Origin of the sequence: Pectobacterium brasiliense, assembly GCF_016950255.1 — a bacterium.
GTDB classification, from domain to species: domain Bacteria; phylum Pseudomonadota; class Gammaproteobacteria; order Enterobacterales; family Enterobacteriaceae; genus Pectobacterium; species Pectobacterium brasiliense.
In genome coordinates, this window is sequence record NZ_JACGFN010000001.1 from 299639 (window position 1) to 319809 (window position 20171).

Consider the following 20171-nt stretch of genomic DNA (forward strand, 5'->3'; position numbering starts at 1 on the left):
CGATTCAGGTTTACTACATGCTGAATGATAAAGATCTCTCCACCTGGCAGACCTTTCGTCGCCTATGGCCGATGATCTCTCCTTTTAAGGCAGGGCTTGCTGCTGCTGCCATTGCACTCATCATTAACGCCGCTGGCGATACCTTGATGCTCTCCCTGCTTAAGCCTTTGCTGGATGAAGGGTTTGGCAAAGCGGAACGTTCCGTATTGCTCTGGATGCCGCTGGTCGTCATTGGGTTGATGCTAGTAAGAGGGGCATCAGGCTTTGTCTCCAGCTACTGCGTTTCTTGGGTTTCCGGCAAAGTGGTGATGAATATGCGTCGCCGCCTGTTCTCCCATATTATGGGCATGCCGGTGTCGTTCTTCGATCAGCAGTCAACTGGGACGTTGTTATCCCGAATCACCTACGATTCGGAGCAGGTCGCGGCGTCGTCATCTGGTGCGTTGATTACGGTTGTCAGAGAAGGGGCCTCAATTATTGGCCTGTTTATTCTGATGTTCTACTATAGCTGGCAGTTGTCCATCATTCTGATTGTGATTGCGCCGATCGTATCGATCGCTATGCGCATGGTGTCCAAACGCTTCCGCAATATCAGTAAAAATATGCAGGATACGATGGGGCACGTCACCACCAGCACGGAGCAAATGCTTAAAGGCCACAAAGAAGTGCTGATGTTTGGTGGTCAGGAAGTAGAAACCAAGCGTTTTGATCAGGTCAGCAACCGGATGCGTCAGCAGGGCATGAAAATGGTGTCCGCGTCGTCGATTTCCGATCCTATTATTCAGTTGATTGCTTCGCTGGCGTTGGCCTTTGTGCTGTATGCTGCCAGCTTTCCCAGCGTGATGGAAACGCTAACTGCGGGGACGATCACTGTGGTGTTCTCTTCCATGATCGCACTGATGCGCCCGTTAAAATCACTGACCAACGTTAACGCGCAGTTCCAGCGGGGTATGGCTGCGTGCCAGACGCTGTTTGCAATTCTGGACATGGAACAGGAACGTGACACGGGCAAACGCGAAATCGAACGTGCGAAAGGTGAACTCGAATTCCGTCAGGTAAATTTCGCTTATCCAGGAAGAGAAAATCTGGCGCTGAAGAATATCAATCTGCATATCCCCGTGGGTAAAACAGTCGCGTTGGTTGGCCGGTCTGGTTCCGGTAAATCGACGATTGCCAGTTTGATCACACGTTTTTACGACATTCAATCAGGCGAAATTTTGCTTGATGGTCACGATTTACGTGAGTATCGCCTGTCCTCCTTACGTAATCAGGTCGCGCTGGTTTCTCAAAACGTCCATTTGTTCAACGATACGGTAGCGAACAACATCGCCTATGCCCGCAATGAGCACTATAGCCGTGAGGATATTGAGCGTGCGGCGACAATGGCGTATGCGATGGATTTCATCAATAAGATGGAACACGGTCTGGATACGATCATTGGTGAAAATGGCGTAATGCTTTCCGGCGGACAGCGACAGCGTATCGCGATTGCCCGTGCTCTACTACGTAATAGCCCGATCCTGATATTGGATGAGGCTACGTCGGCGCTGGACACGGAATCTGAACGTGCCATTCAGGCTGCATTAGACGAGCTGCAAAAAGATCGTACCGCGCTGGTGATTGCACATCGCCTTTCCACGATTGAAAAGGCGGATGAGATTCTGGTGGTGGAAGACGGCAGAATCATTGAGCGTGGTAACCATACTGCGTTACTGGCAGCGAACGGTGCCTATGCTCAGTTGCATAGAATGCAGTTTGGCGAATGATTGAGCGCATCTGGTCTGGGCGGTCGCCACTCTATTGGCTGCTGCTGCCGCTTTCATGGCTATACGGACTCATCACGTTTCTGATTCGCCAGAGCTATCGGCTGGGGTGGCAGAAAAGTTGGCGATCTCCCGTGCCTGTCGTGGTTGTGGGGAATTTGACGGCGGGTGGCAATGGGAAAACACCGGTCGTCATTTGGCTCGTCGAACAGCTGCAACGCAGAGGCTATCGTGTCGGCGTGGTATCACGTGGTTACGGTGGGAAAGCTGAACGTTATCCGCTGCTGCTGGATGAATCGGTCACGACGGCGCAGGCTGGCGATGAACCGGTGCTGATTTTTCAACGTACTGGTGCGCCCGTGGCGGTTGCCCCGCGTCGTCGGGATGCCGTGAGCGCATTATTGGCACGGTACACGCTGGATGTGGTGATCACCGACGATGGATTACAGCACTATGCGTTGGAAAGAGATATCGAACTGGTTGTGATTGACGGGATGCGGCGTTTTGGCAATGGATGGTGGCTGCCGGCGGGCCCAATGCGGGAAAGAGAAAGCCGTCTGGCGTCGGTGGATGCCGTTATTGTTAACGGCGGGACGCCGAGAGCAAACGAGATAGGCATGACATTGACGGCGGGTATGGCGGTTAACTTACTTTCTGGTGAGTCGCGCCCGCTGAGCCAGTTGCATGATGTCGTTGCGATGGCAGGTATCGGACATCCTCCGCGTTTTTTTGCTACGTTGCGCGATGCTGGTGTTAGCATTGCACGTGAAGTTGCCTTTGCTGACCATCAATCGTACCAGCCAGAACAGCTCAACCCACTGACTCAGAATGCGACACAGCCGCTGCTGATGACGGAAAAAGATGCCGTAAAATGTAAGACATTTGCTCAGGACAACTGGTGGTATCTGCCCGTCGATGCTGTGTTAGCTGAGCCCTACGGCACGCAATTGCTCGATAAACTGGAAAATGTGCTTAATCGGAATGCGGGCAGCAGAGCATAAATTGGTCTGCTACCACGGTTTCAGATATCCCTCGTGGATATCACCTTATTAGATCGCTGCTGTAGCGAGAAAGAACATGCCGGTCATCGATCGGCCCATAACGTTGGCAAATCTTTCGCAGAATGAAAGCGGTGATGATGGGATAGAAGAGTAAAGCGTTTGCGCCATGGACAAAAACGTCAGGAACGTTTTTGAACGTCGCTAGCGACGGTCCTAAAAGGGTGAATCTCAGGGATGAGATTCATATCCGCGCAATCCGAGCGTACATGGATGTATTTACAGCGTCTTTACGATCTACCCATCATCATCGTCTAGCGGACTTTGTCAGCACCCTCAGCCGGTCATCGATCGGCCAAAGATGGAGGAAGCATGGATCACCGTTTACTTGAGATTGTTGCCTGTCCTGTTTGTAATGGTCGGCTGTACTTTAATAAAGAGAAACTGGAACTGATATGCAAGGTCGATGGGTTGGCCTATCCGGTTCGTGATGGTATCCCTGTGCTGCTGGAAAACGAAGCGCGTAAACTCGGGGCTGATGAGATAACACAATGACCTTTACTGTGATCATTCCTGCGCGTTTTGCGTCAAGCCGACTGCCGGGTAAACCGCTGGCGGACATCAACGGCAAACCGATGGTCGTCCATGTGATGGAGCGGGCGCAGGAATCGGGGGCGCAGCGCGTTATTGTCGCTACCGATCATCCTGACGTCGAGGCGGCCGTGCAGCAAGCTGGTGGCGAAGTGTGCCTGACCCGCGCCGATCATAATTCTGGTACAGAGCGCCTGGCTGAAGTCATCGAACGCTACGGTTTTACCGATGATGACATCATAGTGAACGTTCAGGGCGATGAACCACTCATTCCTTCGGTTATCATTCGTCAGGTGGCGGAAAACCTCGCTGCCAGTAAAGCCGGAATGGCGACACTGGCGGTACCGATTGAAACCAGCGAAGAAGCTTTCAACCCGAATGCGGTAAAAGTCGTTACCGACGCTGAAGGGTACGCGCTCTATTTTTCCCGTGCGACTATTCCCTGGGACAGAGAGCGTTTTGCTCAGTCTAAGGAGATTATTGGCGATCACTTCCTGCGCCATATCGGTATCTATGCTTACCGTGCGGGCTTTGTGCGTCGTTATGTCAGTTGGGCACCGAGCCAGCTGGAGCAAATCGAATTACTGGAGCAACTGCGCGTGCTATGGTACGGCGAGAAGATTCACGTTGCGGTCGCCAAAGCTATTCCTAGCGTCGGCGTGGATACCCCAGAAGATCTGGCCCGTGTGCGGCACGTCATGGCGAATCAGTAAGATCTATCACGCTATGCTGTGATGAATACGTCATGGGGGAATCTATTCTTACCGGAATAGATTTTCTCCATGACGTTTTTTCTTTATGCGACATATTATCTTTTAAATTATTTAGCACTTATTTAGATAACTATTCTTAAAAACTCTCAAATTACGCTGTGCCGCGTTATTTATGCCGATGGCTTATTCCCATTCTGAATTGATTTGTCGCGAGTGGAACTTTTATTTTCATATTTAAATGCTACTATCAATTCGCCATGTTTTCGCATGGCGTTTTTGTTATTTCAACTAAGGATGGTAATGATATGAATGCTAAACGTTATATCGCAAAAATTTTTCTCGGCGGTATGTTAATGGGGGCTGCCGCGGGCAGCAGCGCGGCGGTTTATTACATGGCACCCAACGGCAACGACGCGAATAACGGCAGTAAAAACTCTCCCTGGAAAACAATCGACCGCGCACAGAAAACATTAAATCCTGGCGACCGCCTGTGGATCCGCGGTGGTAAATACGTATTCACCAAGGGGCTGAACGTCTGTGCGACGCGTACTGATGTGGTGAATGCGATCACGCTGAGTAAGAGCGGTACTGAAGGTAAGCGCATTGAGTATTGGGCATCGAGTGGGGAAGTGCCGATTTTTGATTTCAGCCAGATGCAGGATGATTGCCGGGTCAAAGGGTTCAACGTCGTTGCAGACTGGGTTTCCGTAAAAGGACTGGAAATAACCGGTGTCCCACAGCGTAATAACCTTAACCATGAATCCTGGGGCGTATGGATAAGGGGCAGCAATAATATCTTCGAGCAGTTGAATATTCACCATATTATGGGGACGGGGCTGTTCATCCAGCGTGGGGGAAATAACCTGGTATTGAATAGTGACTCTCACCATAATTACGATCCACTGACCTCTAATGGTGCTGGTCAAAGTGGTGATGGTTTTGGTGCGCATATCCCTGCTAACCAACCGGGTAATATTTTCCGCGGTTGCCGGGCGTGGTCAAATTCGGATGATGGCTTCGATTTAATTAATGCTTATTCTCCGGTGCTGATTGAAAATTCCTGGGCCTGGTCGCACGGTTATTTACCGGGGACGACACAGTCACTGGCTGCGGGTAACGGTAACGGTTTTAAAATCGGTGGCTACGGTGGTGTTTATGTGGCGAATGCGGTGAAACATACCGTGCGTAACTCGGTTGCGTTTTTAAATAAAGCAGCGGGTTTTTATGCCAACCACCATCCGGTAGCGAACGATTTCTTTAACAACACTGGCTATAAAAATAACCCGAACTTTAATATCCGCGGCATCGATGCAAACGGAAAAGCGATTGGACTGGGTACGCTGCGCAACAACGTTTCTCACGGTGGTAAAGACCTGTCGTTCTCCGATGGCGCGAACATGCGCTATAACTCGTGGGATCTGAAAATTGCGGTATCAGATTCTGATTTCGAGAGCGTTTCCGTGACCGGATGGGACGCACCGCGTCAGGCTGACGGCAGCTTGCCAGTACTGAAAAGTCTGCGTCTTGCTTCAGGTAGCGCGCTGATCAACAAGGGTGGGGATGTCAAACTGCCTTACAAAGGATCAGCCCCAGACCTGGGGGCCTTTGAACGCGAATAAGGGCAGCGAGTTAACACGCTAGCCTGTCACGCCGATATTCCCTGCTGACGAGTAGGGAATATCGCTGAGGCAACCTCAGCAGGAGTTCTCCCTGCCGCCATTGATCCCCTTTTATTTGATCTGCGTTGAAGTATTTGTCGCCTGCTCGCCGCATCATGGTGAGTGGAGCTATTTAGCTCAACTGAGGTAAAGCCGTTTATGGAACAGTTGAAATCAGAACTCAGTACGGTGTTGGGGGAAAGCCTCAGCCGACTTGAGCGCATAAGCGAGCAGCCGTATGCGGATCTGTATGCCTTGTATGATAAAGAAGGCAACGCCATTCCTTTGTTGGCTAAAAGTTATGTTTGTCAGGGCGTGGCGCAGCAGGAAGCCTACAAACTTTCGATGCTGGCGCGTGAGGGCGACGTGCGTTTGCCAACCGTTTACGGACTGGTACTGACGCAACAGCAGCCCTATCGGGAACTGCTGCTGATTGAGCGTTTACGCGGTGTGTCGGTGGAGGCACCTCCAAGAAACGGCCAGCGCTGGACGCTGCTGATGGATCAAATTGTTGAAAACGTATTGGCCTGGCACCGAATTGATAGTCACGGCTGCGTCGGTTCCGTGGACAGCACGCAGGATAATGACTGGTTCAGTTGGTATCAACAGCGTCTGGAAGTCCTGTGGTCCACGTTGCTCAATGTTAATGCGCCACAGCTCACGCAGCAGGATCGGAGCGTGCTGTATCGTTCGCGCCAGTGCTTAGAAATGCTGTTTGACGATTTTGAGGATGGCTGTGTGTTGGTACACGGTAACCTGTCGCTGCGCAGTATGTTGAAGGACGCGCGTAGCGATCAACTATTGGCAATGATCAATCCGGGAATGATGTTATGGGCACCCAGAGAGTATGAACTCTTCCGGCTTTGTGAATCCGGCATGCCGGAGCAGCTGCTTTATCACTATCTGAAACAGGCACCGGTATCTGAATCCTTTGTCTACCGGCGCTGGCTTTATGTCATTTGGGAAGCCGTATCCCGCTATATCCACACGGGACAGCTAGACCGTCAGCTATTTGATGTCGCTTCCCGAGAGCTTTCTCCCTGGCTGGAGTGAGCCTGCGGCTGTTCCGCGTCGTGCGGTGCTGCCGTGGTTCCCTTCAGTGCCTGCCAGAGACGACCGAGCGTTTCGTACCAAGCTCGCTCGCTGTGCGATAAATAGTAAGCGGACGGGAACACTTTTTCCCACGGGTTGAGCGCGGAGGTGATCGCCATCTGATTTGCTGGCGCGGGAATCGGTGCTAGCCCTTGGGCCTGGAAAAATCGCATGGCGCGAGGCAAATGATTGGCCGAGGTCACCAGCAAGAAAGGGCGTTCGCCAACAATCTTAGCGGTTGCCGCCGCTTCCTCTTCCGTATCCCTTGGCGTATCCAGAATGATAATATCCTGCTGGGGAATGCCCAAACTTTCTGCAACCAGCGCCGCGGTTTTCGCGCTGCTGACAGGGTTACCCTGTGCGGCTCCACCGGTAAAAATCAACTTTGCGCCGGGATTGGCATGGTAAAGGCGAACCCCCTCTGTGACGCGCGGGAGGCTGTTGCTGATGAGATTAGAGCTGGGTGCCCATTCCGCGTTATAGGTATATCCCCCGCCTAACACGACAATATACTCGGCTTTGCTCGCCTGCGGCGTTTGTCGCCAGGTTGGGTAGTGTGATTCCAGTGGTAATAACAATCGGTCGGCAACAGGCTGCAAACTGAGCAGAATAAGCATCAGCCAACTTGCTAGTATTATCGCTTTCCCCGTGCGCTGTCGCTGGGTAAACCAGAGCAGCAACAGGCCAACACCCATAAGAAGCAATAGCAATGGCAGGGGCTGAATAAGGCCACCGACGAACTTTTTGAGTGTGAAAAGCATAAAATTGCATTCCTTTTGAGTGAAAAAACCGCATCCGGGCAGATATCATGCGGTAAGGCCATTTATTCTAAGCCAGCCTGTGCCAAAATGGCAGGCTGGAAAAAATCGCATCGCGCAGACATGTCCTGCACGAGATCCCCGTTTATATGATGCGGAACAATGACTGATGCAGGATCGCAATTTTAACGATATCGCCGAAAAATTTGCTCAGAATATCTATGGCACGACGAAGGGGAGACTTCGGCTGGCGGTATTGTGGCAGGATCTTAGCGATCTTTTGACCCAGTTCCCGGCGCGGCCTTTGCGCATCCTTGATGCGGGGGGCGGTGAAGGGCAGATGGCCTGTCGTCTGGCGGCTTTAGGACATCAGGTATTGTTGTGCGATGTTTCCGGTGAGATGATTCAGCGCGCCAAGAATGCGGCAGCGGCGCAGGGCGTTACCCATAATATGCGTTTTGTGCAGTGTGCCGCACAGGATATCGCGCAATATATGGATAGCCCCGCCGATCTGATATTGTTCCATGCGGTGCTGGAGTGGGTCGCGCAACCGCAGCAGGTACTCAAAATACTGTACGATTGCCTGTCGCCGGGTGGCGCATTGTCCCTGATGTTCTATAACCATCATGGGCTATTGATGCGTAACATGGTGGTGGGTAACTTTGATTATGTTCAGGCCGGGATGCCTAAGGGTAAACGGCGCTCGCTCTCGCCGGATCACCCGCTGAACCCGCAAGACGTGTACGGCTGGCTTGATGAGATGGGGCTGACCATTAGCGGGAAAACCGGCGTGCGCGTGTTTCATGACTACTTGAAAAATAAACAGCAGCAAGTTGAGAAATTTGACGACATTCTGGAAATTGAACAGCGGTATTGTCGGCAAGAGCCTTTTGTGAGTTTGGGCCGTTATATCCATGTCATGGCGCATAAACCCCATTTGAAGGATGCATTATGAGTGATTTTTCCCAGACTGTACCCGAACTGGTCGCCTGGGCACGAAAAAACGATTTCTCCATTTCCCTCCCCACCGAACGCCTGGCGTTTTTGATGGCGATTGCCACGCTTAACGGCGAACGCATGGATGGTGAAATGAGTGAAGGTGAGCTGATTGATGCCTTCCGTCATGTGAGTCAGGGATTTGATCAGACGAACGAAACCATTACCCTTCGCGCCAATAACGCGATTAACGATCTGGTGCGCCAGCGCTTGCTTAACCGCTTTACCAGCGAGCAGGCCGAAGGTAATGCGATTTATCGTCTGACGCCGCTGGGGATTGGCATTACCGATTATTACATCCGGCAGCGTGAGTTCTCGACGCTGCGCCTTTCCATGCAGCTCTCTATCGTGGCGCAAGAGCTCAACCGTGCAGCTGATGCGGCGGAGGAAGACGGTGATGAGTTTCACTGGCACCGCAACGTCTTCGCGCCGCTGAAATACTCCGTTGCAGAAATTTTTGACAGTATCGATCTGTCACAGCGCGTGATGGATGAGCAGCAGCAGGGCGTTAAAGACGATATCGCCGCGCTGTTAAATCAGGACTGGCGAGCAGCGATCAGTAGCTGTGAACAACTGCTGACGGAAACGTCATCGACGCTGCGTGAGTTGCAGGATACGCTGGAAGCCGCAGGCGACAAATTGCAGACGAGCCTGTTGAGCATTCAGGATGCGATTATGAATAATCCGCATAATCTGGAGTTTGTCGACAAGCTGGTGTTTGACCTGCAAAACAAACTCGATCGCATTGTGAGCTGGGGACAGCAGACGATAGATCTGTGGATTGGTTATGACCGCCACGTACATAAGTTTATCCGTACCGCGATTGATATGGATAAAAACCGCGTCTTTGCCCAACGGTTGCGTCAGTCGGTGCAGAGCTATTTCGATAGCCCTTGGGCGCTGACGTTCGCCAACGCGGATCGTCTGCTGGATATGCGTGACGAAGAGCTGACGCTGCGTAGTGAAGAAGTGACCGGTGAACTGCCGCCGGAGCTGGAATACGAAGAGTTTAGTGAAATGCGCGAGCAGCTGATCGCGCTGGTCGAGCAGGCGCTACATAAATATAAAGCGCAACAGATTCCGCTGGATTTGAGTGAAGTGATGCGTGAGTACCTCGCGCAGCATCCTCGCTCGCGGCATTTTGATGTTGCCCGAATCGTGGTCGACCAGGCAGTACGTCTGGGCGTAGCCGAAACAGATTTCACCGGATTGCCTGCATTGTGGCAGGCGATCAATGATTACGGAGCCAAGGTGCAGGCCCATGTCATCGACAAATATTGAACAATTTATGCCAGTGAAGCTGGCAACCGCGCTGTCGAATAACCTCTTTCCTGCGCTGGACAGCCAATTGCGCGCCGGGCGCCATATTGGTATTGAAGAGCTGGAAAACCACGTGTTTTTGATGGATTTTCAGGAGGTGCTGGAAGAGTTCTACAGCCGTTACAACGTGGAATTGATCCGCGCGCCGGAAGGATTCTTCTATCTGCGTCCGCGTTCTACCACGCTGATCCCGCGCTCGGTATTGTCTGAGCTGGATATGATGGTAGGGAAAATTCTCTGCTATCTCTATCTGAGTCCGGAGCGTTTGGCGCACGAAGGCATTTTCAGCCAGCAGGAACTGTATGAAGAGCTACTGAGCCTGGCGGATGAAAGCAAGCTGCTGAAGCTGGTTAACCAGCGTTCTACCGGTTCCGATCTGGATCGCCAAAAATTACAGGAAAAAGTCAGAACCTCACTTAACCGCTTACGTCGGTTAGGTATGATCTACTTTATGGGCAATGACAGCAGCAAATTCAGAATTACTGAATCGGTGTTCCGCTTCGGGGCTGATGTGCGTAGCGGCGATGATGCCCGCGAAGCACAGCTACGCATGATTCGCGATGGTGAAGCGATGCCTGTTGAAGGTAGTTTGTCGCTGAAAGATGACAGCGACGATAACGATCGCACCGATGATACCGCGCCAGAAACGGGCGAGGATGAATAAGTGTTGAGGATGAACAGGAATGATTGAACGCGGTAAATTTCGCTCACTAACGCTGGTCAACTGGAACGGCTTTTTCGCCCGCACCTTCGATCTGGATGAACTGGTTACCACGCTATCCGGCGGTAACGGTGCCGGGAAATCCACTACGATGGCCGCCTTTATTACGGCGCTGATCCCTGACCTGACGCTGTTGCACTTCAGGAACACCACCGAAGCTGGTGCCACCAGCGGCTCGCGCGATAAAGGTCTGCACGGTAAATTGCGCGCCGGCGTCTGCTACTCCACGCTGGATGTCGTTAACTCGCGCCATCAGCGCGTGCTGGTTGGGGTCCGTCTCCAGCAGGTGGCAGGGCGCGACCGTAAAGTCGACATCAAGCCTTTCACCATTCAGGGGTTACCGACGGCGATACAGCCGACGCAAATTCTGACGCAGGTGGTCGGCGATCGTCAGGCGCGTGTGCTCTCATTGCAGGAGCTGAAAGATCGCGTCGAGGAGATGGAAGGCGTTCAGTTCAAGCAGTTTAACTCCATCACCGACTATCACTCGCTGATGTTTGATTTGGGCGTGGTGCCGCGTCGCCTGCGTTCTGCTTCCGATCGCAGTAAGTTCTATCGTCTGATCGAAGCTTCGCTGTACGGCGGTATTTCCAGCGCGATTACTCGCTCGCTGCGTGACTATCTGCTGCCGGAGAACAGCGGCGTGCGGAAAGCGTTTCAGGATATGGAAGCCGCGCTGCGTGAAAACCGCATGACGCTGGAGGCGATTCGCGTTACCCAGTCCGATCGCGATCTGTTTAAGCACTTGATCTCTGAAGCGACCTCCTATGTTGCCGCCGACTACATGCGGCACGCCAATGAGCGTCGTATTCATCTGGATGGGGCGCTGGAACTGCGTCGTGACCTGTTCTCCAGCCGTAAGCAACTGTCGAGTGAGCAATATCGTCATGTAGAAATGGCGCGGGAGCTGGCGGAGCAGAGCGGTGCCGAAGGCGATCTGGAAACGGATTATCAGGCAGCCAGCGACCACCTGAATCTGGTGCAGACAGCGATGCGTCAGCAGGAAAAGATCGAGCGCTATAACGCCGACCTGGAAGAATTGAGCTATCGCCTCGAAGAACAGAATGAGGTGGTGGAAGAAGCGCGGGAGCAGCAGGCGGAAAACGAAGAACGCGCCGATGCTGCCGAGTTGGAAGTGGATGAGCTGAAAAGCCAGCTTGCCGATTATCAGCAGGCACTGGACGTGCAGCAGACGCGCGCCATTCAGTATCAGCAGGCTCAGCAGGCGCTGGAACGCGCCCGCTCGCTGTGCCAGTTACCAGATTTAACGGCAGACAACGCGGATGAGTGGCTGGACAGCTATCAGGCGAAAGAGCAGGAAGCGACAGAAATCCTGCTGATGCTGGAGCAGAAACTGAGCGTGGCCGATGCGGCGCACGGCCAGTTTGAACAAGCCTACCAACTGGTGAGCAAGATTGCCGGTGCGGTGAATCGCAACGAAGCCTGGCAGGTTGCACGCGACCTGTTGCGCGATAGCTCTTCACAACGCTATCAGGCGGAGCGGGTACAGCCGCTGCGGATGCGTCTGTCTGAGTTGGAACAGCGCCTGCGCGAACAGCAGGATGCCGAGCGATTATTACAGGATTTCAACAAACGCAACGGCCAGGATTATCAACCGGAAGAGCTGGAATCACTCCAGCAAGAACTTGATGCCCGCATCGAAACGCTGTCATCGCTGGTGGCAGAAGCGGGTGAGCGTCGCATGGCGCTACGTCAGGAGCTGGAGCAGACTCAACAGCGCATTCAGAAGCTGACGGCGCGTGCGCCAGTCTGGCTGGCTGCACAAGAAATGCTGACGCAGCTGAGCGAGCAGAGCGGCGAAACGTTTGAAGATAGCCGTCAGGTGACGGAATTCATGCAGCAGTTGCTGGAGCGCGAGCGTGAAACCACGGTTGAACGTGACGACATCGCGGCCCGTAAACGGCAGATCGAAACGCAGATTGAGCGACTGAGTCAGCCCGGAGGTTCGGAAGACCCGCGCCTGAACGCGCTGGCGGAACGTTTTGGCGGCGTACTGCTGTCTGAGATTTATGATGACGTGACGTTGGATGATGCGCCGTACTTCTCGGCGCTTTATGGTCCCTCCCGCCATGCCATCGTGGTGTCCGATCTTTCGCTAGTGCGCGATCAGCTTGCTGGTCTGGAAGACTGCCCGGAAGACCTGTATCTGATCGAGGGGGATCCGCAGTCGTTTGATGACAGCGTGTTTGCCGTTGAAGAGCTGGAACGTGCCGTCGTGGTGAAAGTCGCGGAGCGCCAGTGGCGTTATTCGCGCTTCCCGGAAGTGCCATTGTTTGGCCGCGCCGCGCGAGAAATGCGTCTGGAAAGCCTGCGTGATGAGCGCGAAGCGCTGGCGGAACAGTACGCGACGCTGTCATTCGACGTGCAGAAAACGCAGCGTCTGCACCAGTCGTTCAGCCGCTTTATCGGTACGCATCTGGCTGTCGTTTTTGATGAAGATCCCGAAGCGGAAATTCGTACGCTCAGTTCCCGTCGCGGCGAACTGGATCGTGCGATGGCGAGCTTTGATGGCGAAAACCAGCAGCAGCGGCAGCAGTACGATCAGGCGAAAGAAGCCAGCGCACAGCTGAATAAACTGATTCCGCGCATTAGCCTGCTTTGCGATGAGACATTGCAGGATCGCGTGGAAGAGATTCGCGCAGAGCTGGATGAAACCGAAGAGTCTGCCCGTTTTATTCAACAGCATGGTGCAACGCTGGCTAAGCTGGAGCCGTTGGTTTCTGTCCTGCAAAGCGACCCGCAGCAGCATGAGCAGTTGCAGGAAGATTATACGCAGGCGCAGAACGCACAGCGGCAGGCAAAACAGCAGGCGTTTGCGTTGACCGAAGTTGTGCAGCGTCGCGCGCACTTCAGCTATGCCGACTCAGCTGGAATGCTGGGTGAGAATGCTGGCTTGAATGACAAGCTGCGCCATCGTTTGGAACAGGCTGAAGCGGAACGGACAAAAGCGCGTGAACAGCTACGTCAACATCAGGCACAGCTGACGCAGTACAGTCAGGTTCAGGCATCGCTGAAAAGCTCTTACGATGCCAAGCAGGACATGCTGAAGGAACTGACGCAAGAGCTTCAGGATATTGGTGTACGTGCGGATGCTGATGCCGAAGCGCGCGCTCGTCAGCGTCGTGATGAGCTACATGCTGCATTAAGCACCAACCGCTCGCGGCGTAATCAGTTGGAAAAACAGATTACGTTCTGTGAAGCGGAAATGGACAGCTTGCAGAAGAAACTACGCAAGCTGGAACGCGATTACCATCAGATGCGTGAGCAGGTTGTTACGGCGAAAGCGGGCTGGTGTGCAGTCATGCGTTTGGTGAAAGACAATGGCGTCGAGCGTCGCCTGCACCGTCGTGAACTCGCCTATATGGAAGGCGATGAACTGCGTTCCATGTCGGATAAGGCGCTGGGTGCGCTGCGTCTGGCGGTTGCGGACAACGAACATCTGCGCGATGTGCTGCGGCTTTCGGAAGATCCGAAGCGGCCGGAGCGCAAGATCCAGTTCTATATCGCCGTTTACCAGCACCTGCGCGAACGTATCCGTCAGGATATTATCCGCACCGATGATCCGGTAGAAGCGATTGAGCAGATGGAGATCGAGCTTAACCGTCTGACTGAAGAGCTGACGGCGCGTGAGCAGATGCTGGCCATCAGTTCACGCAGCGTGGCAAACATCATTCGTAAAACGATCCAGCGTGAGCAGAACCGCATTCGGATGCTGAACCAGGGGCTGCAAGCGGTCGCATTTGGTCAGGTGAAGAGCGTTCGCCTAAACGTCAACGTGCGCGAAACGCATACTACGTTGCTCAACGTGCTGTCCGAACAGCAGGAAATGCATCAGGATCTGTTTAACAGCAACCGTCTGACCTTCTCGGAAGCGTTGGCAAAACTGTATCAGCGCCTGAATCCTGAAATTGATATGGGACAGCGCACGCCGCAAACCATCGGTGAAGAGCTGCTGGATTACCGAAACTACCTTGAAATGGAAGTTGAAGTTAACCGTGGCGCTGATGGTTGGCTACGGGCGGAAAGTGGGGCGCTGTCGACCGGGGAAGCCATCGGTACCGGGATGTCGATTCTGGTCATGGTAGTGCAGAGCTGGGAAGAAGAGTCTAAGCGCCTGCGTGGCAAAGATATTATTCCATGCCGTCTGCTCTTCCTTGATGAAGCGGCGCGTCTGGATGCCAAGTCGATCGCGACATTGTTCGAGCTCTGCGATCGTCTGGAAATGCAGTTGGTCATCGCGGCACCGGAAAATATCAGCCCCGAGAAGGGAACCACCTATAAGCTGGTGCGTAAAGTCTACCAGAACAACGAGCACGTCCATGTGGTCGGGCTGCGCGGTTTCGGAACGGAAGCGCCAGAGACGCAAGAGCAAGCCTCGTAGCGATAAACCTTGCTGTTATTTTCTTCTATAATCATAAAGCCGCTTTTTTAAGCGGCTTTATTTTTTTCGTAAAGGAAATGTTGAATGCGAATAGCTTCATCAAATACGTAAGATAATAACCAGAAGAAGAAGCAAAAATATTTTTCTCTTTATATACTGACGATAAAACGATGGCAGGCCGTAGAAGGATTTGCGGTTTTATGTTGCAAGGTGGCGTACCGTAATAACGGACGCGATATAAAAATGTCCTATTTCATTCTTTCTCGTTTTCTACAATGGAAACGAAAAAATGAGCTTACGTGAGTATGACCGTATACGAGCGAATTCGGTTTGTTATTTCCATATCCAACGTGGATTGTCGTGAAAGCAGAGTGATTAATGAGTACAGGGGATAAATGGATGTTGTTGTTACATAAACGAAAAATGGTCAGGCTGCTGTTACGCGTGGGTTGTATTTGGGTCGGAAGCCTGTCTCCTTCGTTTTCGGTGCTGGCAGCATCTCCAACGGTGGTATCCGGCTTATCGCAAAGCTCGGGCGTGGTGTCTGTAGAAAATAGCCGTGCAGGGCTTCTGGCTGCGCTGCCGCACGGTATGACGTTACATTATCTCTCTGATTTATCATCGCTTTATGCCCAACATCAGATGCAACCTATGTGGGCAGATAACCGTGCGGTTCAACAGTTTCAACAACAGCTGGCCGAATTGGCGATAGCTGGCGTACAACCACAGTTCACTACGTGGGTAACCTGGCTGACCGATCCACAATTGACCGGATTTGCGCGCGATGCCGTGCTCTCGGATGCGATGCTGGGCTATTTGCAGTTCGTTTCGGGTGTAGAACGTAGCGGTAATGACTGGTTGTACAGCAGCGTACCTTACCGTCTGCAATCGCCGACGCTCAATGTCGTTTCACAATGGCAACAGGCCGTGAAATCCGGCACCAGCGCGGCTTATGTCGTTTCGCTGGCACCACAGCATTCGCAATACGCCAAAATGCATGAAGCGCTGAAGACGATGCTGACGGACAATCGCCCGTGGCCGAGCCTGAATCTGGCGGAGTCTCTGCGCCCGGAACAGCAGAGTCGGGAACTGGCGGTGCTGCGTGAAATTCTGCAACGTACTGGCATGCTGTCTTCAACGGAGAGCATTACGCTGTTTAACGAAAATACCGCCGCGACGACAGTATCGACAGGGCAGGCTCCGTTGGTTGAGGGTGGTGCTATCGACGATCGTTATACTGGTGAACTGGTTGACGCGGTTAAACGCTTCCAGCACTGGCAAGGGCTGGAGGATGATGGCGTTATTGGTAAGCGTACGCGCGATTGGCTCAATGTGTCCCCGCAAATGCGCGCAACGCTGCTGGCGCTGAATATCCAGCGTCTGCGCCTGCTACCGGATAACGTTCACACCGGTATCATGGTGAACATCCCCAATTATTCACTAATCTATTATCAGGATGGTGCTGAACGCTTATCATCACGCGTCATTGTTGGGCAGCCTAAACGCAAAACGCCATTGATGAGCAGCTCGCTGTATAACGTGGTGGTCAATCCGCCGTGGAATGTTCCTACGACGCTGACTCGGCAGGACATCATTCCTAAAGTCGTACGCGACCCCGGTTATCTACAGCGTCATGGCTACACGGTGTTGTCCGGCTGGAGTCAGGATGCTGAAGCGATCGATCCTTCCATGATCGATTGGCCGATGGTTTCAGCAGAGCGCTTCCCCTACCGACTGCGTCAGGCTCCAGGTGCGAATAACTCGCTAGGACGCTATAAATTCAATATGCCGAATTCAGAAGCGATTTATCTGCACGACACGCCTAATCATAATCTGTTCCAGCGCGATATCCGGGCGCTAAGTTCCGGCTGCGTGCGGGTTAATAAGGCATCGGAACTGGCTAGCATGCTATTGCAGGATGCGGGATGGAATAATAGTCGTATTTCTTCCACGCTGGATCAGGGAAATACCACCTTCGTGTCGATGAAACATCGGATTCCGGTCAATCTCTATTACCTGACCGCGTGGGTGGCAGAAGATGGTAGACCGCAGTTCCGAACAGATATTTACAATTATGATGACACCGCTCGTGCCGGGACGAAAGTGCTGTCCAGAGCAGGGCTGTTGCTTCAGTAAGTATTGAAAACACGAGCATTAGCGGTATCGGTATTTTATCGTTTTGCGGGGGATCGATGCGATCTCCCGCAAACCTGTAAGCAAAGCGGGTTGACTCACTTTTCTCTGGCAGTTAAGGTTCAAGGCGGCACGTTTTGTGCCTCCTTTTATACCGTTCTTTAGCCAGGGTACTTGTTCTATGGATCACATTGACAATCATCGCCGTAAGTGGCTTGCACTGGGTGGTGCAGCGTTGGGTATCGCACTGCTTCCCGGTCAGGCATTTGCGACGTTATCTACACCCCGACCACGAATTTTGACGCTGAACAATCTGAATACCGGAGAGCGGCTGAAAACGGAATTCTTTGATGGCAAACGGTATAACAAGTCAGAACTTTCCCGCCTGAATCACTTTTTCCGCGATTATCGCGCCAATAAAGTCAAAACGATTGATCCCCAACTCTTCGATCAGCTCTATCGCTTACAGGTGATGTTGGGTACCAACAAGCCCGTACAGCTGATTTCTGGTTATCGCGCGATAGATACGAATAATGAATTACGTGCGCATAGCAGAGGTGTGGCAAAGCAGAGCTACCACACGAAAGGGCAGGCGATGGATTTTCATATTGAAGGCGTTCAACTCGCTAACATTCGTAAAGCGGCGATGAAAATGCGTGCTGGCGGCGTTGGCTACTACCCACGCAGCGATTTCGTCCACATCGATACCGGCCCCGTCCGCACCTGGTAATCGGCTACCGCAGCACGACACTTTTTTGATTCGGCTCGCTGAGACATCGCGAGCCGCTCAGTTTATTCAACATGGAGTGATATGAAATATCAAATTGTCCCGGTGACGGCATTTAGCCAGAACTGCACGTTGTTATGGTGCGAAAAAACCAATGAAGCGGCGATTGTCGATCCCGGTGGTGATGCAGAAAAAATCAAACGTGCTGTCGCGGATGCAGGGATTTCAGTTAAGCAGGTTTTATTAACGCACGGTCATCTGGATCATGTTGGGGCGGCTGCCGAGTTGGCCGAGCACTATCAGGTCGCAATTATTGGCCCGCAGATTGAAGATGCTTTCTGGCTGGAAGGGTTACCGGCACAGAGCCGGATGTTTGGTCTGGAAGAATGTGCGCCGCTGACGCCATCACGTTGGCTACAGGAAGGCGATGAGGTCAACGTGGGTGAGACGACGCTAGCGGTTTTCCATTGCCCAGGCCATACTCCGGGCCACATTGTTTTCTTTGATGCGGAATCGCGTCTGGCGCAGGTGGGCGATGTGATTTTCAACGGCGGCGTAGGGCGCACTGATTTCCCACAGGGAGATCATCAGGCGTTGATTGCGTCTATCAAAAATAAGTTGCTGCCGCTGGGTGACGATGTGACGTTTATTCCGGGACACGGCCCGATGTCGACCTTAGGGCATGAACGCAAGACCAACCCTTTCCTGCGTGAAGATGCCGCGATTTGGTAGTGTTTTATAGACTTGAAACGCAGAAATAAAAAAGCCGACATTCTATGTCGGCTTTTTTGATCGCGGAAGAATCAGAGTACGGCAACAATCGCTTCGCAGAGCGGAGCCATATTTTCTGGCGTCATTCCTGCAACGTTGATACGGCCGGAATTCACCGCGTAAACACCGAATTCGTCACGCAGACGCAGAACCTGCTCCTTGGTCAAGCCGCTGAATGAGAACATCCCATTCTGGTCGATGATGAAGGAGAAATCCTGCTGCGCGCCTTTTTCCTGCAAAGTATTCACGAACAGCTGACGCATACGCTGAATGCGTTCACGCATCGCCGTCAATTCCTGCTCCCAAATGGCTTTCAGTGCGTCGTTGCCCAAAATGGTCGCAACAACGGTCGCGCCGTGTGACGGTGGGTTGGAGTAGTTTGCGCGAATAGCCGCTTTCACCTGGCTGAATGCTGTGTCTGCCGTTGCGGCATCAGCGGCAACCAGCGTGCAGGCACCGACGCGCTCATTGTACAAACCGAAGTTTTTAGAGTATGAGCTGCATACGATCAGTTCATCGTGTTTTGCAGCGAAGAGACGCAGGCCTTCCGCATCTTCTTCGAGCCCACGGGCGAAGCCCTGATAGGCGAAGTCAAACAGCGGCAGCCAGCCTTTGGCTACTGACAGTTCGGCCAGCTTAGCCCACTGCTCAGCGGTAGGATCGATACCCGTTGGGTTATGGCAACAGCCGTGGAACAGCACTACGTCACCCGCTTGTGCGGCGTTCAGGCTGTTCAGCAGGCCATCAAAATCCAGCGCATGGTTTGCAGCATCGTAGTAGTCATACTGGCACACTTCCAAACCGACAGCAGAGAAAACGTTGTTGTGATTTGGCCAGGTTGGGTTGCTGATCCAAATACGTTTCGCAGACGTTTGATTTGCAATGAAATCAGCGGCTACACGCAATGCACCGGTTCCGCCCGGCGTTTGCGCTGTACGGGCACGTTTGTCGGCAATGATGGCATTTTGCTTGCCAAACAACAGCTCTTGCGTGCACTGACCGAATGCTGGCAGACCGTCAATGCCCAGATAGTTTTTGGTGGTTTCATTTTCCAGCAGATAGTGTTCTGCTTTTTTTACGCTGGTCAGAACCGGAGTTTTACCGGTTTCATCTTTATAGACACCAATACCCAGATTGATTTTATTCGCGCGGTCATCGGCGCGGAAAAGATCGGTCAGCCCGAGAATAGGATCGGCCGGTGCGGCAGAGATATTTTCAAACATTGCCAGAATGTTCCATAACTGAGATGAAATAAGAATTCTCAGAGTACCGTCAGTAAAAGGCTTTGCCAACCGTTGATGTCAAAAAGAAAGGGAAATAACAGGGAGAAGGAGAGAGACGAAATAAAAGACTGGTTAGGCGAGAATAATTGGCGCAGCGTGGCGTAAAGCAGAAACAAAAAATGTGAGGGAGTGTTTTTCAGTATTACTGACGACGGTTGAGAAGGAGGGCTACTTAGCGTGCAATAAAAAAGACAGAGCCGAAGCCCTGTCTTTTCCTGCAATACGAACGAGTAACTCGTTACGTT

Annotated in this window: 15 protein-coding genes; 13 read left to right on the plus strand and 2 right to left on the minus strand. The window is 52.6% G+C overall.

Features of this window, described 5'->3' with window-relative positions; all coding sequences use genetic code 11:
* Nucleotides 1-17 precede the first annotated feature (17 nt).
* The 6 genes from msbA to H4F65_RS01410 all read left to right on the plus strand — a co-directional run bounded on the left by msbA (nt 18) and on the right by H4F65_RS01410 (nt 6776).
* Entirely contained in the window at nt 18-1766 is a 1749-nt protein-coding gene (msbA, locus tag H4F65_RS01385) for a lipid A ABC transporter ATP-binding protein/permease MsbA (RefSeq protein ID WP_010277067.1), read from the plus strand.
* Nucleotides 1763-2764, plus strand: a complete 1002-nt coding sequence (lpxK, locus tag H4F65_RS01390) for a tetraacyldisaccharide 4'-kinase (RefSeq protein WP_010277065.1) — start codon at nt 1763-1765, stop codon at nt 2762-2764. Before msbA ends, lpxK begins: the two co-directional genes overlap by 4 nt.
* A 369-nt stretch (nt 2765-3133) precedes the next feature.
* Nucleotides 3134-3316, plus strand: a complete 183-nt coding sequence (locus tag H4F65_RS01395) for a Trm112 family protein (RefSeq protein WP_005967647.1) — start codon at nt 3134-3136, stop codon at nt 3314-3316.
* A complete protein-coding gene (gene kdsB, locus H4F65_RS01400) occupies nt 3313-4065 on the plus strand; it encodes a 3-deoxy-manno-octulosonate cytidylyltransferase (protein WP_010277058.1) in 753 nt (250 codons plus the stop codon). Before H4F65_RS01395 ends, kdsB begins: the two co-directional genes overlap by 4 nt.
* 305 nt (nt 4066-4370) lie before the next feature.
* Nucleotides 4371-5684, plus strand: a complete 1314-nt coding sequence (gene pelN / locus H4F65_RS01405; protein ID WP_010277056.1) for a pectate lyase PelN — start codon at nt 4371-4373, stop codon at nt 5682-5684.
* A gap of 198 nt (nt 5685-5882) precedes the next feature.
* The gene (locus H4F65_RS01410; RefSeq protein WP_010277054.1) at nt 5883-6776 is read left to right on the plus strand and encodes a YcbJ family phosphotransferase; all 894 of its coding nucleotides are present in this window, start codon (nt 5883-5885) and stop codon (nt 6774-6776) included.
* On the opposite strand, the gene elyC is transcribed toward H4F65_RS01410, so the two are convergent.
* Complete coding sequence (elyC, locus tag H4F65_RS01415) at nt 6728-7576, minus strand: envelope biogenesis factor ElyC (RefSeq protein WP_010277051.1); 849 nt, start codon at nt 7574-7576, stop codon at nt 6728-6730. The two genes, H4F65_RS01410 and elyC, sit on opposite strands and share 49 nt — an antisense overlap.
* A gap of 166 nt (nt 7577-7742) precedes the next feature.
* On the opposite strand from elyC, the gene cmoM reads away from it, so the two are divergent.
* The 7 genes from cmoM to H4F65_RS01450 all read left to right on the plus strand — a co-directional run bounded on the left by cmoM (nt 7743) and on the right by H4F65_RS01450 (nt 18604).
* Nucleotides 7743-8528, plus strand: coding sequence for a tRNA uridine 5-oxyacetic acid(34) methyltransferase CmoM (cmoM, locus tag H4F65_RS01420; RefSeq protein WP_010277049.1), 786 nt, complete (start codon nt 7743-7745; stop codon nt 8526-8528).
* Nucleotides 8525-9850 (plus strand): chromosome partition protein MukF, encoded by a 1326-nt coding sequence (mukF, locus tag H4F65_RS01425; protein ID WP_010277046.1) that lies wholly within the window; start codon nt 8525-8527, stop codon nt 9848-9850. Before cmoM ends, mukF begins: the two co-directional genes overlap by 4 nt.
* Nucleotides 9831-10553: a chromosome partition protein MukE gene (gene mukE, locus H4F65_RS01430; RefSeq protein WP_010277044.1), complete on the plus strand. Its 723-nt coding sequence runs from the start codon at nt 9831-9833 to the stop codon at nt 10551-10553. Before mukF ends, mukE begins: the two co-directional genes overlap by 20 nt.
* Nucleotides 10554-10572: 19 nt before the next feature.
* Entirely contained in the window at nt 10573-15012 is a 4440-nt protein-coding gene (gene mukB / locus H4F65_RS01435; protein ID WP_010277040.1) for a chromosome partition protein MukB, read from the plus strand.
* A gap of 399 nt (nt 15013-15411) precedes the next feature.
* Complete coding sequence (gene ldtD, locus H4F65_RS01440; protein ID WP_010277037.1) at nt 15412-17148, plus strand: L,D-transpeptidase; 1737 nt, start codon at nt 15412-15414, stop codon at nt 17146-17148.
* A gap of 178 nt (nt 17149-17326) precedes the next feature.
* The gene (gene mepK / locus H4F65_RS01445) at nt 17327-17875 is read left to right on the plus strand and encodes a peptidoglycan L,D-endopeptidase MepK (RefSeq protein ID WP_010277035.1); all 549 of its coding nucleotides are present in this window, start codon (nt 17327-17329) and stop codon (nt 17873-17875) included.
* 81 nt (nt 17876-17956) lie between these two features.
* Nucleotides 17957-18604: an MBL fold metallo-hydrolase gene (locus tag H4F65_RS01450; RefSeq protein WP_010277032.1), complete on the plus strand. Its 648-nt coding sequence runs from the start codon at nt 17957-17959 to the stop codon at nt 18602-18604.
* A 71-nt stretch (nt 18605-18675) separates the two neighbouring features.
* Here the strand turns inward: H4F65_RS01450 and H4F65_RS01455 are convergent, their stop codons facing one another.
* Entirely contained in the window at nt 18676-19866 is a 1191-nt protein-coding gene (locus H4F65_RS01455) for an amino acid aminotransferase (RefSeq protein ID WP_010277029.1), read from the minus strand.
* Nucleotides 19867-20171 lie beyond the last annotated feature (305 nt).